Origin of the sequence: Clostridium sp. HCS.1 (assembly GCF_047900555.1) — a bacterium.
Lineage (GTDB): Bacteria > Bacillota > Clostridia > Clostridiales > Clostridiaceae > Clostridium.
Window position 1 is genome coordinate 3,619,363 of the sequence record NZ_CP170704.1, and the last position, 15,728, is coordinate 3,635,090.

At 28.0% G+C, this 15,728-nt stretch carries 16 protein-coding genes and 1 pseudogene; 2 read left to right on the forward strand and 15 right to left on the reverse strand.

The features are described from left to right. Positions 1–12 precede the first annotated feature (12 nt). On the reverse strand, positions 13–906 hold the full coding sequence (locus ACFYH6_RS17335) for a sugar ABC transporter permease (RefSeq protein ID WP_316342005.1): 894 nt from the start codon (positions 904–906) through the stop codon (positions 13–15). A 178-nt stretch (positions 907–1,084) separates the two neighbouring features. Between ACFYH6_RS17335 and ACFYH6_RS17340 the strand changes: the two genes are divergently transcribed. Then, positions 1,085–1,966 (forward strand): AraC family transcriptional regulator, encoded by an 882-nt coding sequence (locus ACFYH6_RS17340; RefSeq protein ID WP_316342004.1) that lies wholly within the window; start codon positions 1,085–1,087, stop codon positions 1,964–1,966. Between the two features lie 52 nt (positions 1,967–2,018). On the opposite strand, the gene ACFYH6_RS17345 is transcribed toward ACFYH6_RS17340, so the two are convergent. Further along, positions 2,019–2,777: a ThiF family adenylyltransferase gene (locus tag ACFYH6_RS17345; protein ID WP_416180206.1), complete on the reverse strand. Its 759-nt coding sequence runs from the start codon at positions 2,775–2,777 to the stop codon at positions 2,019–2,021. Between the two features lie 232 nt (positions 2,778–3,009). Here ACFYH6_RS17345 and ACFYH6_RS17350 point away from each other — a divergent pair, with 232 nt between their 5' ends. Further along, positions 3,010–3,702 carry a 5'-methylthioadenosine/adenosylhomocysteine nucleosidase gene (locus ACFYH6_RS17350; protein ID WP_416180207.1) on the forward strand — a complete coding sequence of 231 codons (693 nt, stop codon included), beginning with the start codon at positions 3,010–3,012 and terminating at the stop codon, positions 3,700–3,702. A 150-nt stretch (positions 3,703–3,852) separates the two neighbouring features. Here ACFYH6_RS17350 and ACFYH6_RS17355 read toward each other — a convergent pair whose 3' ends face one another. The 13 genes and pseudogenes from ACFYH6_RS17355 to ACFYH6_RS17415 form a co-directional block, all read right to left on the reverse strand. After that, on the reverse strand, positions 3,853–4,359 hold the full coding sequence (locus tag ACFYH6_RS17355; protein ID WP_316342001.1) for a small multi-drug export protein: 507 nt from the start codon (positions 4,357–4,359) through the stop codon (positions 3,853–3,855). 244 nt (positions 4,360–4,603) lie between these two features. Continuing rightward, positions 4,604–5,839: a DUF1015 domain-containing protein gene (locus tag ACFYH6_RS17360; protein WP_316342000.1), complete on the reverse strand. Its 1,236-nt coding sequence runs from the start codon at positions 5,837–5,839 to the stop codon at positions 4,604–4,606. Positions 5,840–5,860: 21 nt separating this feature from the next. Next, positions 5,861–6,766, reverse strand: coding sequence for a D-2-hydroxyacid dehydrogenase (locus tag ACFYH6_RS17365; RefSeq protein ID WP_416180208.1), 906 nt, complete (start codon positions 6,764–6,766; stop codon positions 5,861–5,863). A gap of 215 nt (positions 6,767–6,981) precedes the next feature. Next, on the reverse strand, positions 6,982–8,058 hold the full coding sequence (locus tag ACFYH6_RS17370) for a pyridoxal-phosphate-dependent aminotransferase family protein (protein WP_416180209.1): 1,077 nt from the start codon (positions 8,056–8,058) through the stop codon (positions 6,982–6,984). Between the two features lie 204 nt (positions 8,059–8,262). Then, a complete protein-coding gene (gene mscL, locus ACFYH6_RS17375; RefSeq protein WP_416180210.1) occupies positions 8,263–8,700 on the reverse strand; it encodes a large-conductance mechanosensitive channel protein MscL in 438 nt (145 codons plus the stop codon). A gap of 16 nt (positions 8,701–8,716) precedes the next feature. After that, complete coding sequence (locus ACFYH6_RS17380; RefSeq protein ID WP_316341996.1) at positions 8,717–8,884, reverse strand: hypothetical protein; 168 nt, start codon at positions 8,882–8,884, stop codon at positions 8,717–8,719. Positions 8,885–9,180: 296 nt separating this feature from the next. Continuing rightward, the gene (locus ACFYH6_RS17385) at positions 9,181–9,429 is read right to left on the reverse strand and encodes a pro-sigmaK processing inhibitor BofA family protein (RefSeq protein WP_316341995.1); all 249 of its coding nucleotides are present in this window, start codon (positions 9,427–9,429) and stop codon (positions 9,181–9,183) included. 41 nt (positions 9,430–9,470) lie between these two features. After that, the gene (locus ACFYH6_RS17390; protein ID WP_316341994.1) at positions 9,471–9,728 is read right to left on the reverse strand and encodes a DUF2508 family protein; all 258 of its coding nucleotides are present in this window, start codon (positions 9,726–9,728) and stop codon (positions 9,471–9,473) included. Positions 9,729–9,819: 91 nt separating this feature from the next. After that, positions 9,820–11,355 carry a cardiolipin synthase gene (gene cls, locus ACFYH6_RS17395; protein ID WP_416180211.1) on the reverse strand — a complete coding sequence of 512 codons (1,536 nt, stop codon included), beginning with the start codon at positions 11,353–11,355 and terminating at the stop codon, positions 9,820–9,822. A 13-nt stretch (positions 11,356–11,368) separates the two neighbouring features. Further along, positions 11,369–11,965 carry a recombination mediator RecR gene (gene recR / locus ACFYH6_RS17400; RefSeq protein ID WP_291629540.1) on the reverse strand — a complete coding sequence of 199 codons (597 nt, stop codon included), beginning with the start codon at positions 11,963–11,965 and terminating at the stop codon, positions 11,369–11,371. Between the two features lie 192 nt (positions 11,966–12,157). Next, positions 12,158–12,502 (reverse strand): YbaB/EbfC family nucleoid-associated protein, encoded by a 345-nt coding sequence (locus ACFYH6_RS17405; RefSeq protein WP_316341992.1) that lies wholly within the window; start codon positions 12,500–12,502, stop codon positions 12,158–12,160. Positions 12,503–12,696: 194 nt separating this feature from the next. Further along, positions 12,697–14,319, reverse strand: a complete 1,623-nt coding sequence (dnaX, locus tag ACFYH6_RS17410) for a DNA polymerase III subunit gamma/tau (protein ID WP_416180212.1) — start codon at positions 14,317–14,319, stop codon at positions 12,697–12,699. 486 nt (positions 14,320–14,805) lie between these two features. After that, positions 14,806–15,639, reverse strand: a pseudogene (locus ACFYH6_RS17415) (MurR/RpiR family transcriptional regulator). Positions 15,640–15,728 lie beyond the last annotated feature (89 nt).

Sequence of the window (15,728 nt, forward strand, 5' to 3'; positions counted from 1 at the left end):
ATTAATGCCTCCTTAGAATTCAATTACCTCTCTCTTAGTAGCTTTGCTAATTACTAATGATAAGCCAAAGGAAAAAATGAAAATTATAACTCCTATTGCCATACCATATCCGTAAGATGAATTAGAATAAGCTTGCTTGTACATATAACTTAGGAAAACTTCTGAGGAGCCATCTGGTCCACCTGATGTCATAACTTTTACAAAAAGAAAACTCAAATTAATTGTACTAATTATAAAGAAAGTTAAAGTTGTTCTTATAACATTCCATATTAAAGGTAAAGTAATAGTGAAAAATTGTTGTATTCTTGTGGCTCCTTCTAAATCAGCTGCTTCATAAAGACTATCTGGAATACTGCTCATACTTGCCATATACATAACCATATAATATCCAACAGCTTGCCATATCATTGCGATGGCTATACACCAGATAACAACCTTTTGATCTCCTAGCCACATTCTTTTTAAGTTATCTAGCCCTAAACTGCCAAGACTTGCGTTTATTATTCCTCTTTCAGGATCTAATATAGCTGAAAATATAGCTGAAATAACTACTACTGATAATATGTTAGGAAAGTAAAATACCACTCTAAAGAAATTTTTAAACTTTGTTTCTTTTTTTGTTAGTATTGCTGCTGAAGCTATTGCTAAAATCATAGTTATTATAGTTACTATCACCAGCAAGAATAATGTGTTTTGAAAGGACTTAATGAAATTACTGTCTTTAAATAATATTGTAAAATTGCTTAATCCTACAAATTTCTTGTTATTTGATAATCCGCCCCATTTAAATAGTGACATCCAAAAGACATTTATAGTTGGAATCACCATAAATACTATAAAGAGTATAAGTGCTGGCATCACTGATAACCCTACAAACACCTTGTTTACAGTACTTTTCTTACGCATATATCATGTCCCCCCCCCTTATTTATTTCTTTATTTTATAAGCTTATTGTATATTTATGAAATCAATTACACAATAATATTATTGCGGTATTTTATAGTAATATTGCGATATGAATATAATTATATTTATATATATCTTGTTATATAATAGAATAAATATATAGAATGGAGGTTTTAAATGAGTAATACTAGATATTTAATAAATAAGAATGCTTATAATCCTAATTATGAACTACTATATATTAGTAAATCTAAATTTGAAAATGATTGGCATAGTACTGCTCACTTTCATCCATTTACAGAAATATTTTTTATTACGGATGGAAAAGGAGCCTTTTATTTAAGCGATCAAATTGTTAATGTGAACAAGTGGGATTTAATTATAATTAATTCTAATTGCTTACACACAGAAAAATCCTCACTATCAGATGTTCCACTTGAATATATTGTTATGGGGGTAGATAATCTATTATTGAATTTTCCTGAATCCTATAGTTTAACTGATAATGATAAACAAATTAAGTTATATGAAATTATGAATTTTGCTAAGGATAAAGATGTAATTTTAAATTATTTCAATACCTTAATAAAAGAAATAGAAAATAAAGAATTTAATTACGAAATAATATGTAAAAGCATTTTAAACATGTTTATTACCTACATTATTAGAAGTAGAAGCTCACTGTTATTTATAGAAGAATCTAGAGAAAAGTTAAACTTAGAGTGTATAAAAATAAAAAACTATATAGATTCTCATTATTCTCAAAATATAACCTTAGATTTTTTATCAAATTTAACTTATATGAACAAATTCCACTTAGTTCATACCTTTACTAAGCAAATTGGTTTGTCTCCAATTAATTATGCAATAAATAAACGTATACAAGAGGCTAAAAACCTTCTTTCAACTACTAACTATTCAATTAGAGATATTGCCTCTATTGTTGGATTTTCTAATTCATCATATTTTAGTCAAATGTTTAGAAAGGTTACTGGTATAACTCCTAAAAATTATAGAGATGAAATTCTAAGTTTAGAAAAGAATAAACAAAAAGTGTGAAAATAATATAACGTTAGTAATTATTTTCACACTTCTTTTTAATACTTATATATTATTTTAAACCTAATATAGATTGAACTACTTCTCCACCTAAAATCATTCCAGCTACTGGAGGAACAAAGGATATGCTACCAGGTACTTGTCTTTTAGTCTTAACAAGTTTCGTACTATCTTTTAATGAATCTTCTGTTTCTGGTGCTATTATCTTTTCTCCACTTGGTTTCATTGGTTTTTCCTCTGAATATACTACTTTAAGTTTTTTAACTCCTCTTCTTTTAAGTTCATATCTCATAACTTTAGCTAAAGGACATACTTTTGTATCATATACATCAGCTACTTTAAATTGAGTTGGATCAAATTTATTACCTGTTCCCATAGAAGCTATAAGATTAATTCCTTTTTGGTAACAATACTCTGCTAAAGCTATCTTTGCAGTTATTGTATCAATAGCATCTATTACATAATCTACATCATCAGGAATTAATTCACTTAAGTTTTCAGGTGTAACAAAAACTTGATGAGTTATAACATTACAATTTTTATTTATAGAAAGTATTCTTTCCTTCATAACATCAACTTTATTTTTATTTACTGTATTATATGTAGCATGTATTTGTCTATTTAAATTAGTAATACATACAGTATCATCGTCTACTAATATTAATGTTCCTATTCCTGCTCTAGTTAAAGCTTCTACTGCAAAGCTTCCTACCCCACCAACACCAAATACCATTACTTTTGCATTTTTTAATTTTTCTATTCCATCAGCTCCTACAAGAAGTTCTGTTCTAGATAGTGGATGTTGTATCATTAATTTCTCTCCTTTATATATATCTTGTGTTTCACAAAAATACTTAAATTTAATATATCTTATTTTAGACTATTATTAATCTATTAACAACAATATTTTTTGAATATTAACCATTTAACTATATCTTAATTAAAAATTATCAAATTATATATTTTATTTAAATAATGTAGATAATATGATAAGATATTAAAAGATTTAAGTTATGTGTACATAAATTTAAGGAGGATAATTTATGGTATTAGGAATTATAAGTGCAATGACTGAAGAGTTAGAACTTCTTCTAAAGGATATGGATATTAAAGAAGAAACTAAAAAAGCCAACATGACTTTTTATAGAGGAACCTTAGAAAATAAAGATATAATTGCTGTTGTTTGTGGAATTGGTAAGGTAAATGCTGCTGTTTGCTCACAAATATTAATATCTGAATTTAATGTAGACTCTATAATTAATGTTGGAGTTGCAGGTGGAATAGGTAAGGATATTTACCCTGGAGATGTGGTAGTGGGTACTAATTTAGTTCAACATGATATGGATACTACAGTGTTTGGAGATCCTCACGGTCAAATTCCAAGACTAGATACTTTTGATTTTAAGTGTGATGAAGCTTTAGTTAATGCTGCATTAGAATCTTGTGAAGAGATTAAAGAAGTTAATACTTTCTCTGGTAGAATAATTTCTGGGGATCAATTTATTTCAAGTGTGGATAAAATTAAGTGGTTTGAAAAAGAATTTAATGCTATGGCATGTGAAATGGAAGGTGCTAGTATAGCACAGGTTTGTTATCTAAATAATATTCCATTTGTAGTTATTAGATCTATTTCAGATAATGCTAATAATGGTGCTCATATGGATTATGAAAAGTTTATTCCTATAGCTGTTAGTAATTCAACTAAAATATTAAAAAATATGATTAAAAAAATTTAAAAAAGAAGAGATAAATATTATATTCCTTGCTCCGTAGCATAGGCTTCAAGTCGCCGTAATATAATATTTATCTCTTTCTATACTAAAGGTAATAATTCCTCAGTCTTCGGAATTATGTAAATATAAAACTATACGATCTTAAAGTCTAATTTAAGCCATTGCTTGAATTGCAAATGGTATACCATAAGATATAATAGTCATTATTACTGTTGCTATAAGTATTCCTACAAAAATTGATAGGGATGCTTTCTTAATATCTATTCCTAAAAGTGCTGCTATAAGAGCTCCTGTCCATGCGCCTGTTCCTGGCAAAGGTATTCCTACAAATAATGCTAGTCCCCAAAATTCATATTTTTTAATTTGGTCACTTTTTGCCATTGATTTTTGTTCTAACTTTTCAACTAAAGGTCTAAATAAGCTAGTTTTTTTCATATAATTGAATATTGGGGTAATAAAAAATAAAATAAATGGAATAGGAATTATATTTCCTATAATACATATAATTATTGCTTTAACTACTCCAATACCTAGTAATGAAGCTGCAATTAAGCCTCCTCTTAGTTCTAAAATTGGTACCATTGATATTATAAACGCTACAACTTCCTTTGGCATAAAGCTTAATGTGCTAGTAAACCAATTAATTAACGAATCTACCATAATCTACTCCTCATAATTTATATTTCTTTATTTGTCATAAAAATATTAATTTTTCATACATATATAAGATTATATAATAAATACATATTATTCAAGAACTATTTTCTGAATATTTATAAAAATACCCTTTATTTTGAGAACTTTAATATTTATATTTTATTAATTGCTTAATATTTATAAAAAGAAGAAACTCAGATTAACTGAGTTCCTTTAAGTTTAGTATATTCTCTAAAATTTAGATAAATTAAAATTTATGAACAAATATTCCACTTCTAGGCTTTGGTTCAAACCAAGTTGATTTTGGTGGCATAATTTCTCCACTATCTGCAATTGCCATTATATCTTCTGTAGTTGTTGGATACATTGAAAAGCTTACTTTCATATCTGTATTAGCTCTTCTTTCAAGCTCCTTTAAGCCTCTTATCCCACCAATAAATTTAATTCTTTTAGATTTTCTAGGATCTTCTATTCCAAGAATGGGTCTTAATAAGCTATTTTGAAGTATTGATACATCTAATCTATCTACAGGGTCTTCTGGATTAAATATACCTTCCTTCGCTTTTAGTAAGTACCATTGATTATCAATGTACATTCCAAAAGTATGCTTTTCAGATGGTTTAACTCTTTCACTACTTTCATTAACTTCAAATTTTTCTTTTACTTTTTCTAAAAATTCTTCTGTAGAAAGTCCATTTAAGTCCTTAACTGTTCTATTGTAATCTAATACTTCTAATTCACTATCTGGATATGATATAGATAAGAAGTAATTAAATTCTTCTTCTCCAGTATAATCTTCTTTTTCTGCTCTCTTTATATGACCCACCTTAACTGCTGAAGCTGATCTATGATGTCCATCTGCAATATATAAATATTTAACTGACTTAAAAAGTTCTTGTAAGTTATTCACTGTATCTTCATCATCTATAATCCAAACGGTATGTGCTACACCATCATCTGCTATAAAATCATATAGAGGTTCCTTTTTAATCCATTCATTTAATATATTTGAGATTCTCTTATCCTCTCTATAAGTTAAGAAGATTGGCCCAGTATGAGCTTCACATTTATATACATGATTAATTCTGTCAATTTCTTTTTCTTCTCTTGTTAATTCATGCTTTTTAATTATATTATTAGTATAATCATCTATTGATGCACAAGCTACAAGCCCAGTTTGACTTCTTCCCTTCATAACTTGCCTATAAATATAATAATTAGGTTTATTATCCTGTAAATATAATCCTTCATTAATCATTTTATCAAGATTATCTTTAGCCTTCTCATAAACCCTATCATCATATACATCTATATCCTTAGGCAAATCTACTTCTGCTTTGTCTACATGCAAAAATGAATATGGATTATCCTTTACCATATCTCTAGCTTCATCACTATCCATTACATCATAAGGTAACGCAGCTATTTTATCAACAAGTTCATTTATAGGCCTTATAGCCTTAAAAGGTCTAATTATTGCCATAACACTCCTCCTATATTTATCCTACTTAAAGAATTCTTTAATAATTGAAACTACTTCATCTCCAATTCTTTCTTGTGCTTCAATTGTTGCTGCACCAATATGAGGTGTACAACTAACTCTTGGATGATTAACTAATGCCTCATTAGTATTTGGTTCTATTGCAAACACATCAATTCCTGCTCCTGCAATTTTACCACTATCTAATGCTTCTAATAAGGCTTCTTCATCTACTACTTTTCCTCTTGCACAATTTATTAAATATGATCCATCCTTCATTAATTTCAACTCTTCTTTTCCTATTAGTGAACCACCATTCTTATCGTAAGGCACATGAAGAGAAATGAAATCGGAAACTTTTAATAAATTCTCTAAGTCTAAAAACTCATATTCTAAGTCCTCTACCTTACCAAAAACGTCATTATATACTACTTTCATTCCTAAAGCAGTAGCCTTAGTAGCTAAAGACCTTCCTATTCTGCCCATACCTACTATTCCTAAAGTTTTTCCACTTAATTCAACGCCCTCATACTTCTTTTTATTCCATTCGCCATTCCTCATTGTATAATTAGAAGTTCCAACAAATCTTGCTACTGCAAACATATGAGCTAGTGCAAGTTCTGCAACTGAATCTGAGCTAGAATTTGGAGTGTTTCTTACAACTATTCCACATTCATTTGCTGCTATTAAATCTATATTATCTATTCCAACTCCAGCTCTAATTATTAATTTTAATTTCCCACCCTTAGCTACTTCTAAAACTTCTCTAGTTACTTTAGTAGCTGATCTTATAACTAAAGCATCATAATTTTTAAGGACTTCTCCTAGTTCTTCTTTATTATAATGTTTATTCACAACTTCAAAACCTAATATTCTAAGATTATTTATTGCTTTTTCTTGTAGACCATCACTAATTAATATCTTTGTCATCTTTATACCCCCTATAAATAAATGTAAAATTAAGAATGAAGAATGTAAAATTAAAGAAGAAACTCCTTCAGGAGTTTCTAAATTTATATATTTTCAGTAATTTAATTCAAGTTACATAAATAATTCTTCATTTTTAACTTTTAGCTGTTTAGACAGCTCCTTATATTTACATTCAATTTAATTATTTAATACTTATTGCCTAAATTATTTTAAGTTTATTCTAAACCTAAAATATCATTTATATTGCTTAAAAGTTCTTGAATATCTTCCATTTGACAATCTGCCATATGAGCTATTCTAAAAGTCTTATCCTTTAAGCTTCCATATCCATTAGATATTTGGAATCCCCTATTGCCTAATTCTTTATTTAAAGCAGAAACATCTATACCCCTATTATTTTTAACTGTAGTTAAGGTATTAGATAGATAATTTTCATCTGGAAATAGTTCAAAGTATTTCTTTGCCCATTCTCTAACTACCTTAGCCATTTCTAAATGCCTTGCAAATCTATTTTCTAAACCTTCTTTGTTTAGTATATAGTCTAGTTGATAGTCAAGAGCATACATATGAGGTATTGATGGTGTTGAAGGATATTGATAATCCTTCTTTTGAATATATTTATATAAAGCTAAAAGATCTAAATAAAAGCCTCTATTAGGTACCATTTCTGCTCTTTCTTTAGCTTTATTAGAAAATGTACATACTGCTAATCCTGGAGGCAATCCTAATGCCTTTTGGCTAGATGTTATACATACATCAATTCCCCATTTATCTACTTCTATTTTAGTACCAGCTGCTGAACTTACAGTGTCTACTATAAATACTACATCTGGATATTTCTTTACTACTTCTCCAATTTCTGCAATTGGATTCATAACACCAGTTGATGTTTCATTATGTGTGACTGCAACTAAATCATATTTTCCTGTTGCAAGTTCTTTATAAACCATTTCAGGAGTAATAGCTTTTCCCATTTCTACTTCAAATATATCTGCAGGAACATTATTAGTAGTAGCCATTTCATACCATCTCTTTCCGAATGCCCCTACGGAAAATACAGCAGCCCTCTTTGCTGTACACGATCTTATGGCTCCTTCCATAAGTCCACTACCAGAAGTAGTTGACAAAAGTATCTCACTTTCTGTGAAAAATAGTTTTCTTAAATTATCACTGATTCTTCTTTGAATTGCAGAAGCTTCTTTGCTTCTGTGTCCAATCATAGGCTTAGCCATTTGCTCTAATACGTCTTGTCTTACCTCAACTGGTCCTGGAATAAATAGCTTTTTATGCATTTCCTCTCCCCCATTATAAAATTTTTTATTTATTCTTATTGCTTATTTTTATTGTTAATTTTACTACTTTTCTATAGAATTAACAACTATTTTATTAAATATTTAGAATATTCTCTATCATTATTGCATTATCACCATAAAATTTATTTTGTTAAATGAAAATAAAGCGTTTTATTATCATTTTATGCAGATGTCCTGCATTTGCTAATTATTATTTTCTTTTAATAAATCTCTAATTTCCATTAATAATTGCTGTTCTACTGTTAATTCAGGCTCCTTATTTTCAACCTCTTCTATAGCCTCTTCTTCTTTCTTTCTGTTTAATATTGTAATTATTTTAACAAATACAAATATTGATAACGCTATGATTAAAAAATCTACTACATTTTGAATAAAAGCTCCGTAATTTAAAGTAACTGCTTCAGTTGTAGTTGTTCCTGGTTTTAATACATAAACTAAGTCCTTAAAGTCTACCCCTCCAGTTATAGCTCCAATTGGCGGCATTATTATATCATTTACTAAAGAAGATACTATTTTATTAAAAGCACCCCCAATAATAACACCAATAGCTAAATCTAATACATTTCCTTTTAATGCAAACTCCTTAAATTCCGTTAAGAATTTTTTCCCTTTATCAGTCATTTTATATTCCTCCAATCTATTCTTCAAATGTTAATATTGATTCTGTTTCCCTACAATATTTAACACATATACATTGTCCTAAATGCCTTGGACACTTATAACATAAGCATCCCTTATCATCTCCATTACAAGTTTTCTTGTATTCAGGACAGTAGCTACAATTTACTCCATTTCCAGCTGGCACTTTTATCATCTCCTTTATAGGTTTATATATAAATATTTTAACATATTATTTCTAAAATAGTAGTAACCTCTTTGCTCAATGCTCATATATTAGTCTTATAAGAAGCTTTTCACTCATTAATTTTTAAAAACTTCTAACTCCCATCTATATAAACTTTAGGGAACTATTGGTTCCCTCTCTCGTAAAAAAAAGGAGACTATTGAACTACTCCATAAATAAAAGGTGAAATATCTTATTGCCTAAGCAATTAATGATATTTCACCTTACTTTTTGTAAATTTATAATTTTAATTCAATCTAGAAAAACAATTGAAATATTACTAAAAATATAACTCCCGGTACTCCTAAGAATCCTGCTATTAAGGCTGTAACCCAATTAATTGCTATGGAAAAACCTAAATAAGCTCCTAGTATATTAGTTAAATACAGTAATACTATACCTATTACACCATTTATTAATATTTTAAGCGGCCACTTTAAAACCTTAATTAATAAATAAAGTAACACTAGTCCAATTAAACCATATAATATTAAATTTATATCCATACAAATCCCCTCCACTTAATAATATTATTGTTTTAACTCTATTATTCTATTCTTCTTAAACCTCTTTTTTTAGCTATACCTATTAAATAATCAAATCTTGTTCTAGCCACATCTTCTTCATGAATTGCTAATTCTATTAATTTAGGATCACTTACTGAATTAAATAAAACCCTAGCTACTTCCATTTCCTGTATGGTTTCTTGAATATCTTTTAATATAGCTATTTCTTCTTCAGTATATTCCTTTTTCTTTTTATCTTCACTTTTAAATAAAAATTCTAAAATAACATTCTTATTCATTTTAGACTCCTCCCAAATAATTACTATTAAAGTAATGTCCATACTTTTATAAAATTATTCAGATTGAGTATAAAATTCATATAATGTATTTCTACATTAAAGGTGAAAATACCTTTAGTATAGATGTTATAAATCTATTAGACCATTTTACCTTATGACAATCCTCTAATGATATTCTTTGGCAAAGCTTTAAAGTTTCAATAAAGTCTTCTTTAATTTCCATAACAGATTTAGTTTTATATAAAAGAACACCATTTTCGAAGTGTAAATAAAGACTTCTATAATCCATATTTATTGTCCCAACAACTCCTACTTTATCATCAGATACAAAAGTTTTTGAGTGTATAAAACCTGGTGTATATTCATATATTTTTACACCAGCTTCTATTAATTGAGGATAATAAGCTCTAGTAACTAAGTGTACATACCACTTATCTTCTATATGGGGAGTTACTATAATTACATCAACTCCACTTTTAGCTGCCAAGGTTAAAGCTGTCACTAGTTCATTATCAACTATTAAATATGGTGTATTTATATAAATATAATCCTTTGCTTTGTTTATAATATTTAAATAAACAAATTCGCCAACATTTTCATTATCTAATGGACTATCACCATAAGGCTGAACATAGCCATCACTTGCAAATTCACCAACATAATTAACAGCTGGTCTATATTTTTCATAATCATCTTTTTCCCCGCATGTAAATTCCCATGCTTGAAGAAACATTATAGTTAAATTCCAAACTGCTTCTCCCTTTAAAACTATAGAAGCATCTTTCCAATGTCCAAATCTAACTATTTCATTAATATATTCATCTGCTAAGTTAATTCCTCCAGTAAAAGCTGTATGACCATCTATAATCGTAATTTTTCTATGATCTCTATTGTTCATAATTACAGATAAAAATGGTACAAAAGGATTAAACACTAAGCACTTTATTCCCTTTTCTCTGAGCTTTTCATAATATTTATATGGAAGAGTTTGAAGGCATCCCATATCATCATAAATAATTCTAACATCAACACCTTCTTTTACTTTTTCTTCTAAGATTTCTAGTATGCTATTCCACATAACACCTTCTTGAATAATAAAGTATTCCATAAATATGTATTTCTTAGCTGTTTTTAATTCTCTCTTTAATTCTTCAAAAAATTTTTCCCCAGGGGATAAATACCTTGTTATAGTATTTTTATATATAGGACTTTCTGCATAATCAATTAAATATCTAACTTGATTTGCAAAAGACTTATCTTCATTCTTAATTTCCCTTATAATATCCTCATCTTGAGGTAAAAATTTCGATGTTTCTTTATAAATATTAATCATTCTTTCCCTGAATTTTTTAGTTGTTCTTCTTGACCCAAAAATCAAATAGAATAATCCTCCAAAAACAGGAAGGAGAAGAACTGGTATTACCCAAGCTAATTTATAAGATGGATTATCTTTTGTACTTAATATATAAATAACAGAAAAAATACTTATCCCAGTAAATAATACATATAAATATACAAAGGATTCTGATAACTTCCATATAGTAAAAGTTAATATTCCTAACTGTATAATAATAAGTAATCCTATAATAACCATTCTACTAAATAAAAACTTTAATAATTTAGCCATATGTTCCCCTTTTTTAGATTTCTTTTCTTCCTTCTAGAGCCTTTGAAAGAGTTACTTCATCAGCATATTCTAAGTCTCCACCAACTGGTATACCTGATGCTATTCTAGTTACTTTAATATTTAAAGGTTTTAATATTCTTGATATATACATAGCAGTTGCTTCACCTTCAATATTAGGATTTGTTGCAAGAATTACTTCCTTAACATCTGCACTCATTCTTGAAACTAGCTCTCTTATTCTTATATCTTGAGGGCCTCTTCCTTGCATTGGTGAAAGATTGCCATGTAAAACATGATAACTACCGTTATATTCTTTAACCTTCTCCATTGTCATTATATCCTTAGGCTGCTCAACCACACAAATTGTATCCTTATCTCGACTAGGATTAGAACATATTGCACAAGGATCTGAATCTGTAAAGTTCCCACATATTGAACAATACTTTATAGTTCCTCTTGCTTTTACTAAAGCATCTGCAAATTCTCTAACTTCATCTTCAGGAAGATTTAATACATGTAGTGCTAATCTTTGAGCTGTTTTTTGCCCTATGCTAGGTAGCTTGGCAAATTCTTCAATAAGCTTTTCTATAGCAACTGGATAAAAATCCATAAAATCATCCTTTCTGTAAAATTAATAAATAAAGGATATTTCTCTAAAATATAAAATTAAAAATGCAAATTAAAGAAGAAACTCCTTAAGGAGTTTCTAAAATAAATATATTATTACTAATTTGTTTTAAATTTAATAAATAATTCTACATTTTTAATTTAGAACTGTTTAAACAGCTCTCCTTTAAATCTATTAGAATAATCCTGGCATATTCATTCCGCCAGTTAATTTTCCCATTTTGTTTGCGCTTTCTTCTTCTGCTTTTCTTAATGCTTCATTTACAGCACTTAATACTAAGTCCTCTAACATTTCAACGTCATCTGGATCTACTACTTCTGGTTTTATATTAATAGAAACAACTTCTTTTTTTCCATTTGCCTTTACAACTACAGCTCCACCACCTACTGAAACCTCAAATTCTTTAGTTTCTAGGTCCTTTTGCATTTGCTCCATTTCTTTTTGAAGCTTTTGAGCTTGCTTCATTAGGTTGTTCATGTTTCCTCCGCCAAATCCGCCTGGAAATCCTCCTCTTGCCATAAAAACATCCTCCTTATATAAAAATATATTCTCTATTATATAGTATTTTTATTTATTTTACTATATTTAGGTTATTAATAATTTCAATTTTATTATTGTTATTTATTCTATTATTAATGTAACAACGCTTCCTATTGTCAGCGTTGTAAGTTCGAATTACTAAATTAAAATTTAGATTCTCACTTATGTAGAAATTATTCATCTAATATATCTACCATATCTGCACCTAGAGATTCTATTAACATATCTTCCATTGATTTCTCATTATTTGATGATTCCTCTACTTCAAATACTATTTTCATATCTTCTCTAAATATCTCTGCTAATACCTCTTGAATAACTGCCTTATTTTCAGGCTTTTCTAGTCTATCCTTATTGAATTTATATTGATCTTCATATTCAATTGTTAATATACCCTTCCTACATTCTATAGGTTTCCCAGTAACCATAGAAGCATATACTATCATTTTTCTTCTTGCCTTAATTCTTTCTAATATATCCTTCCAAGCTCTTTGTATATCATTTAAGGTAACCTTAGAATCTTCGTTTCCAGTTATATTATGACTAATAGTTCTCTTTACATCCTGCTTAACATTCTTTATAGCTGTTTCTTTCTTAGAATTTGTATTAGCTTCTGCTGAATTTGCACTTACTACTTTTAAACTTCCATTTTTAAGTCCTTCTTCAAGTTTATTAAGTCTGCTTAATATAACTTCGTTGGAAGTATCATATTCTACCTTACACATTTTTATTATTGCTAATTCTAAATATAATCTGGCTTGTTTGCTAATTTTAGCATTTGCTTCTGCTTCTTGAAGAATTCTAATATATCTCATAATTTCTTCTGCTCTAATTTTTGAAGCTTGCTCTTTGATTAAAGCTATATTTTCTTCTGACATATCAAGTACTTCTTCTGGATTATTAGTAACCTTAGCCATAAGAATATTTCTATAATGGCTTACTAAGTCCTTTATAAATAGATAAATATCTTTTCCAGCATAAACTACTTCATCTATTATACTTATGGATTTTTCAACATTTCTTTGAATAACTGAATTAGTTAAACTAAATAAATGGTCATTAGTTACAAGTCCTAGCATACTTACAAGTACATCATATTCCACTGCACCATTTCCCATAGAAATTGCTTGATCTAATATACTTAAAGCATCTCTCATAGCTCCATCAGATACTCTTGCAATTAGGGCTAAGCTTTTATCATCTGCTAAAGCATTTTGTTCAGTAACTATCTTTCTTAGTCTGCCTATAATTTCATTATTATTAATTCTTTTAAAATCAAATCTTTGACATCTTGAAAGAATAGTAATTGGTAGCTTTTGAGGATCTGTTGTTGCTAATATAAATATTACATTTTTTGGTGGTTCTTCTAAAGTCTTTAAGAATGCATTAACAGCACCAGTAGATAACATATGAACTTCGTCCATAATATAAACCTTATATTTACCTTCTTGTGGTGGATATTTAACATCATCAATAATGTCTCTAATCTTATCAACACCATTATTAGATGCAGCATCTAACTCTGTTACATCTATTGCTAATCCTTCATTTATCTTTTGGCACATTTCACATTTATTGCATGGTTCACCATCATGTAAATCAAGACAGTTTAAAGCCTTAGCAAAAACCTTAGCTGTTGTGGTTTTACCTGTTCCTCTTGTACCACAAAAAAGATAAGCATGCGCTATTCTATCATGTAATATTTGATTTTTAACTGTTGTAGTTATATGTTCTTGACCAACAATATCATAAAAATTTTGTGGTCTCCATTCCCTATATAAAGCTGTATATCCCATATAATCATTCCTTATTTTAATCGTTTATTTATATTATAGACTAAAGAATAAAATTAATGAAGGATTAAAAAAATATAACTTTACATATTTAATTCAATCACTTGAAAGTTTTAAATCGCAATCCTTCATTTTATTTTTTTCTTCATGCAAGTTAGACTTCGAAAACTTGCATCGAAATTTCAGAAATTATGCACAAATTTTATTTTTCATAATTCCTTCCAATTATCCTCGTTAAATTTTAGACAAAACCACTTTATTTCATATATCCTTACATAAAAGGTATAAATTATAATATTTTCCCCATATCCAGCTCTTATAATCTACTTATCAAAAATCATATAGATGGTTAATACTCTAAAATACTTATATATAAAATACACATTTATTTTTGACTAATTTCTATTCTTTCATAAACAAACCTTCTTTTATACTTTTTAATCAAATCAATTAAAATATTTGAACTTAGAATTCAAACAAACATAAAATCTATTCATTTTCTGATTCAACTTCAAATTCAATATTAGATAATGTATCATTAAGTACAGAAGCCTTTTCATTATAATTAATATTCAAGAAATGTGAATACAATATATCCACTACTACTAGTATTGGGAATTGTGGAGATATTACATTTCCAATAGCTAAATTCTTTGTTACAGCAATTAAAATAATTTCATTACAAAAATCATTAAGTTTAAAATCATTATTGGAAGTTACTACTATAGTTTTTGCTTTCCTTTTTTTAGCCTCTTTTAATGAGTCTAATACTATTTTAGTTTTACCACTTACTGTAAAACCAATAACTAAAGTATCTTCATCTACAAGAACAGAATTCATTTACATTATATGTGCATCTACTACTGATTCTACATTCAATCCTAACCGCATAAATCTTATTTTAAACTCCATTGCTACTATTCCTGAACTTCCTATTCCATATACATATACCTTTTTATATTTTACAAGCATTTCAGAAACTCTTTTAAGTTGAGCTTCATCTGTTAATGTATAGCTTTTATCTAGCAGCTTTTGATAAGTGTTTAAAACTTTCTTTTTTAACTTTCCAACATTCTGTAGTTCTTCATTAAATGTTTGTTCATATCTATAAATAAATTCTCTATAACCTTTAAATCCACATTTCTTTGCAAATCTGGACAGGGAAGCATTTGATACAAATAACTTACTAGAAATACTTTCTGCAGAAAAATCCTGTTTTATATTATTATTTATAAAAAAATCTGCAATTACTTTTTCAGTATTAGTAAAGTTACTATATAGTGTCTCCATTAATGGTATTATATTATTATCATGATTTGACATTTTTATTTTAATCCCCCCTTCTTCAAAATTTTTGTAAATAAAAAATCTATTTGGAATTACTTAAAATAATAATACCAAATAGATTCCTT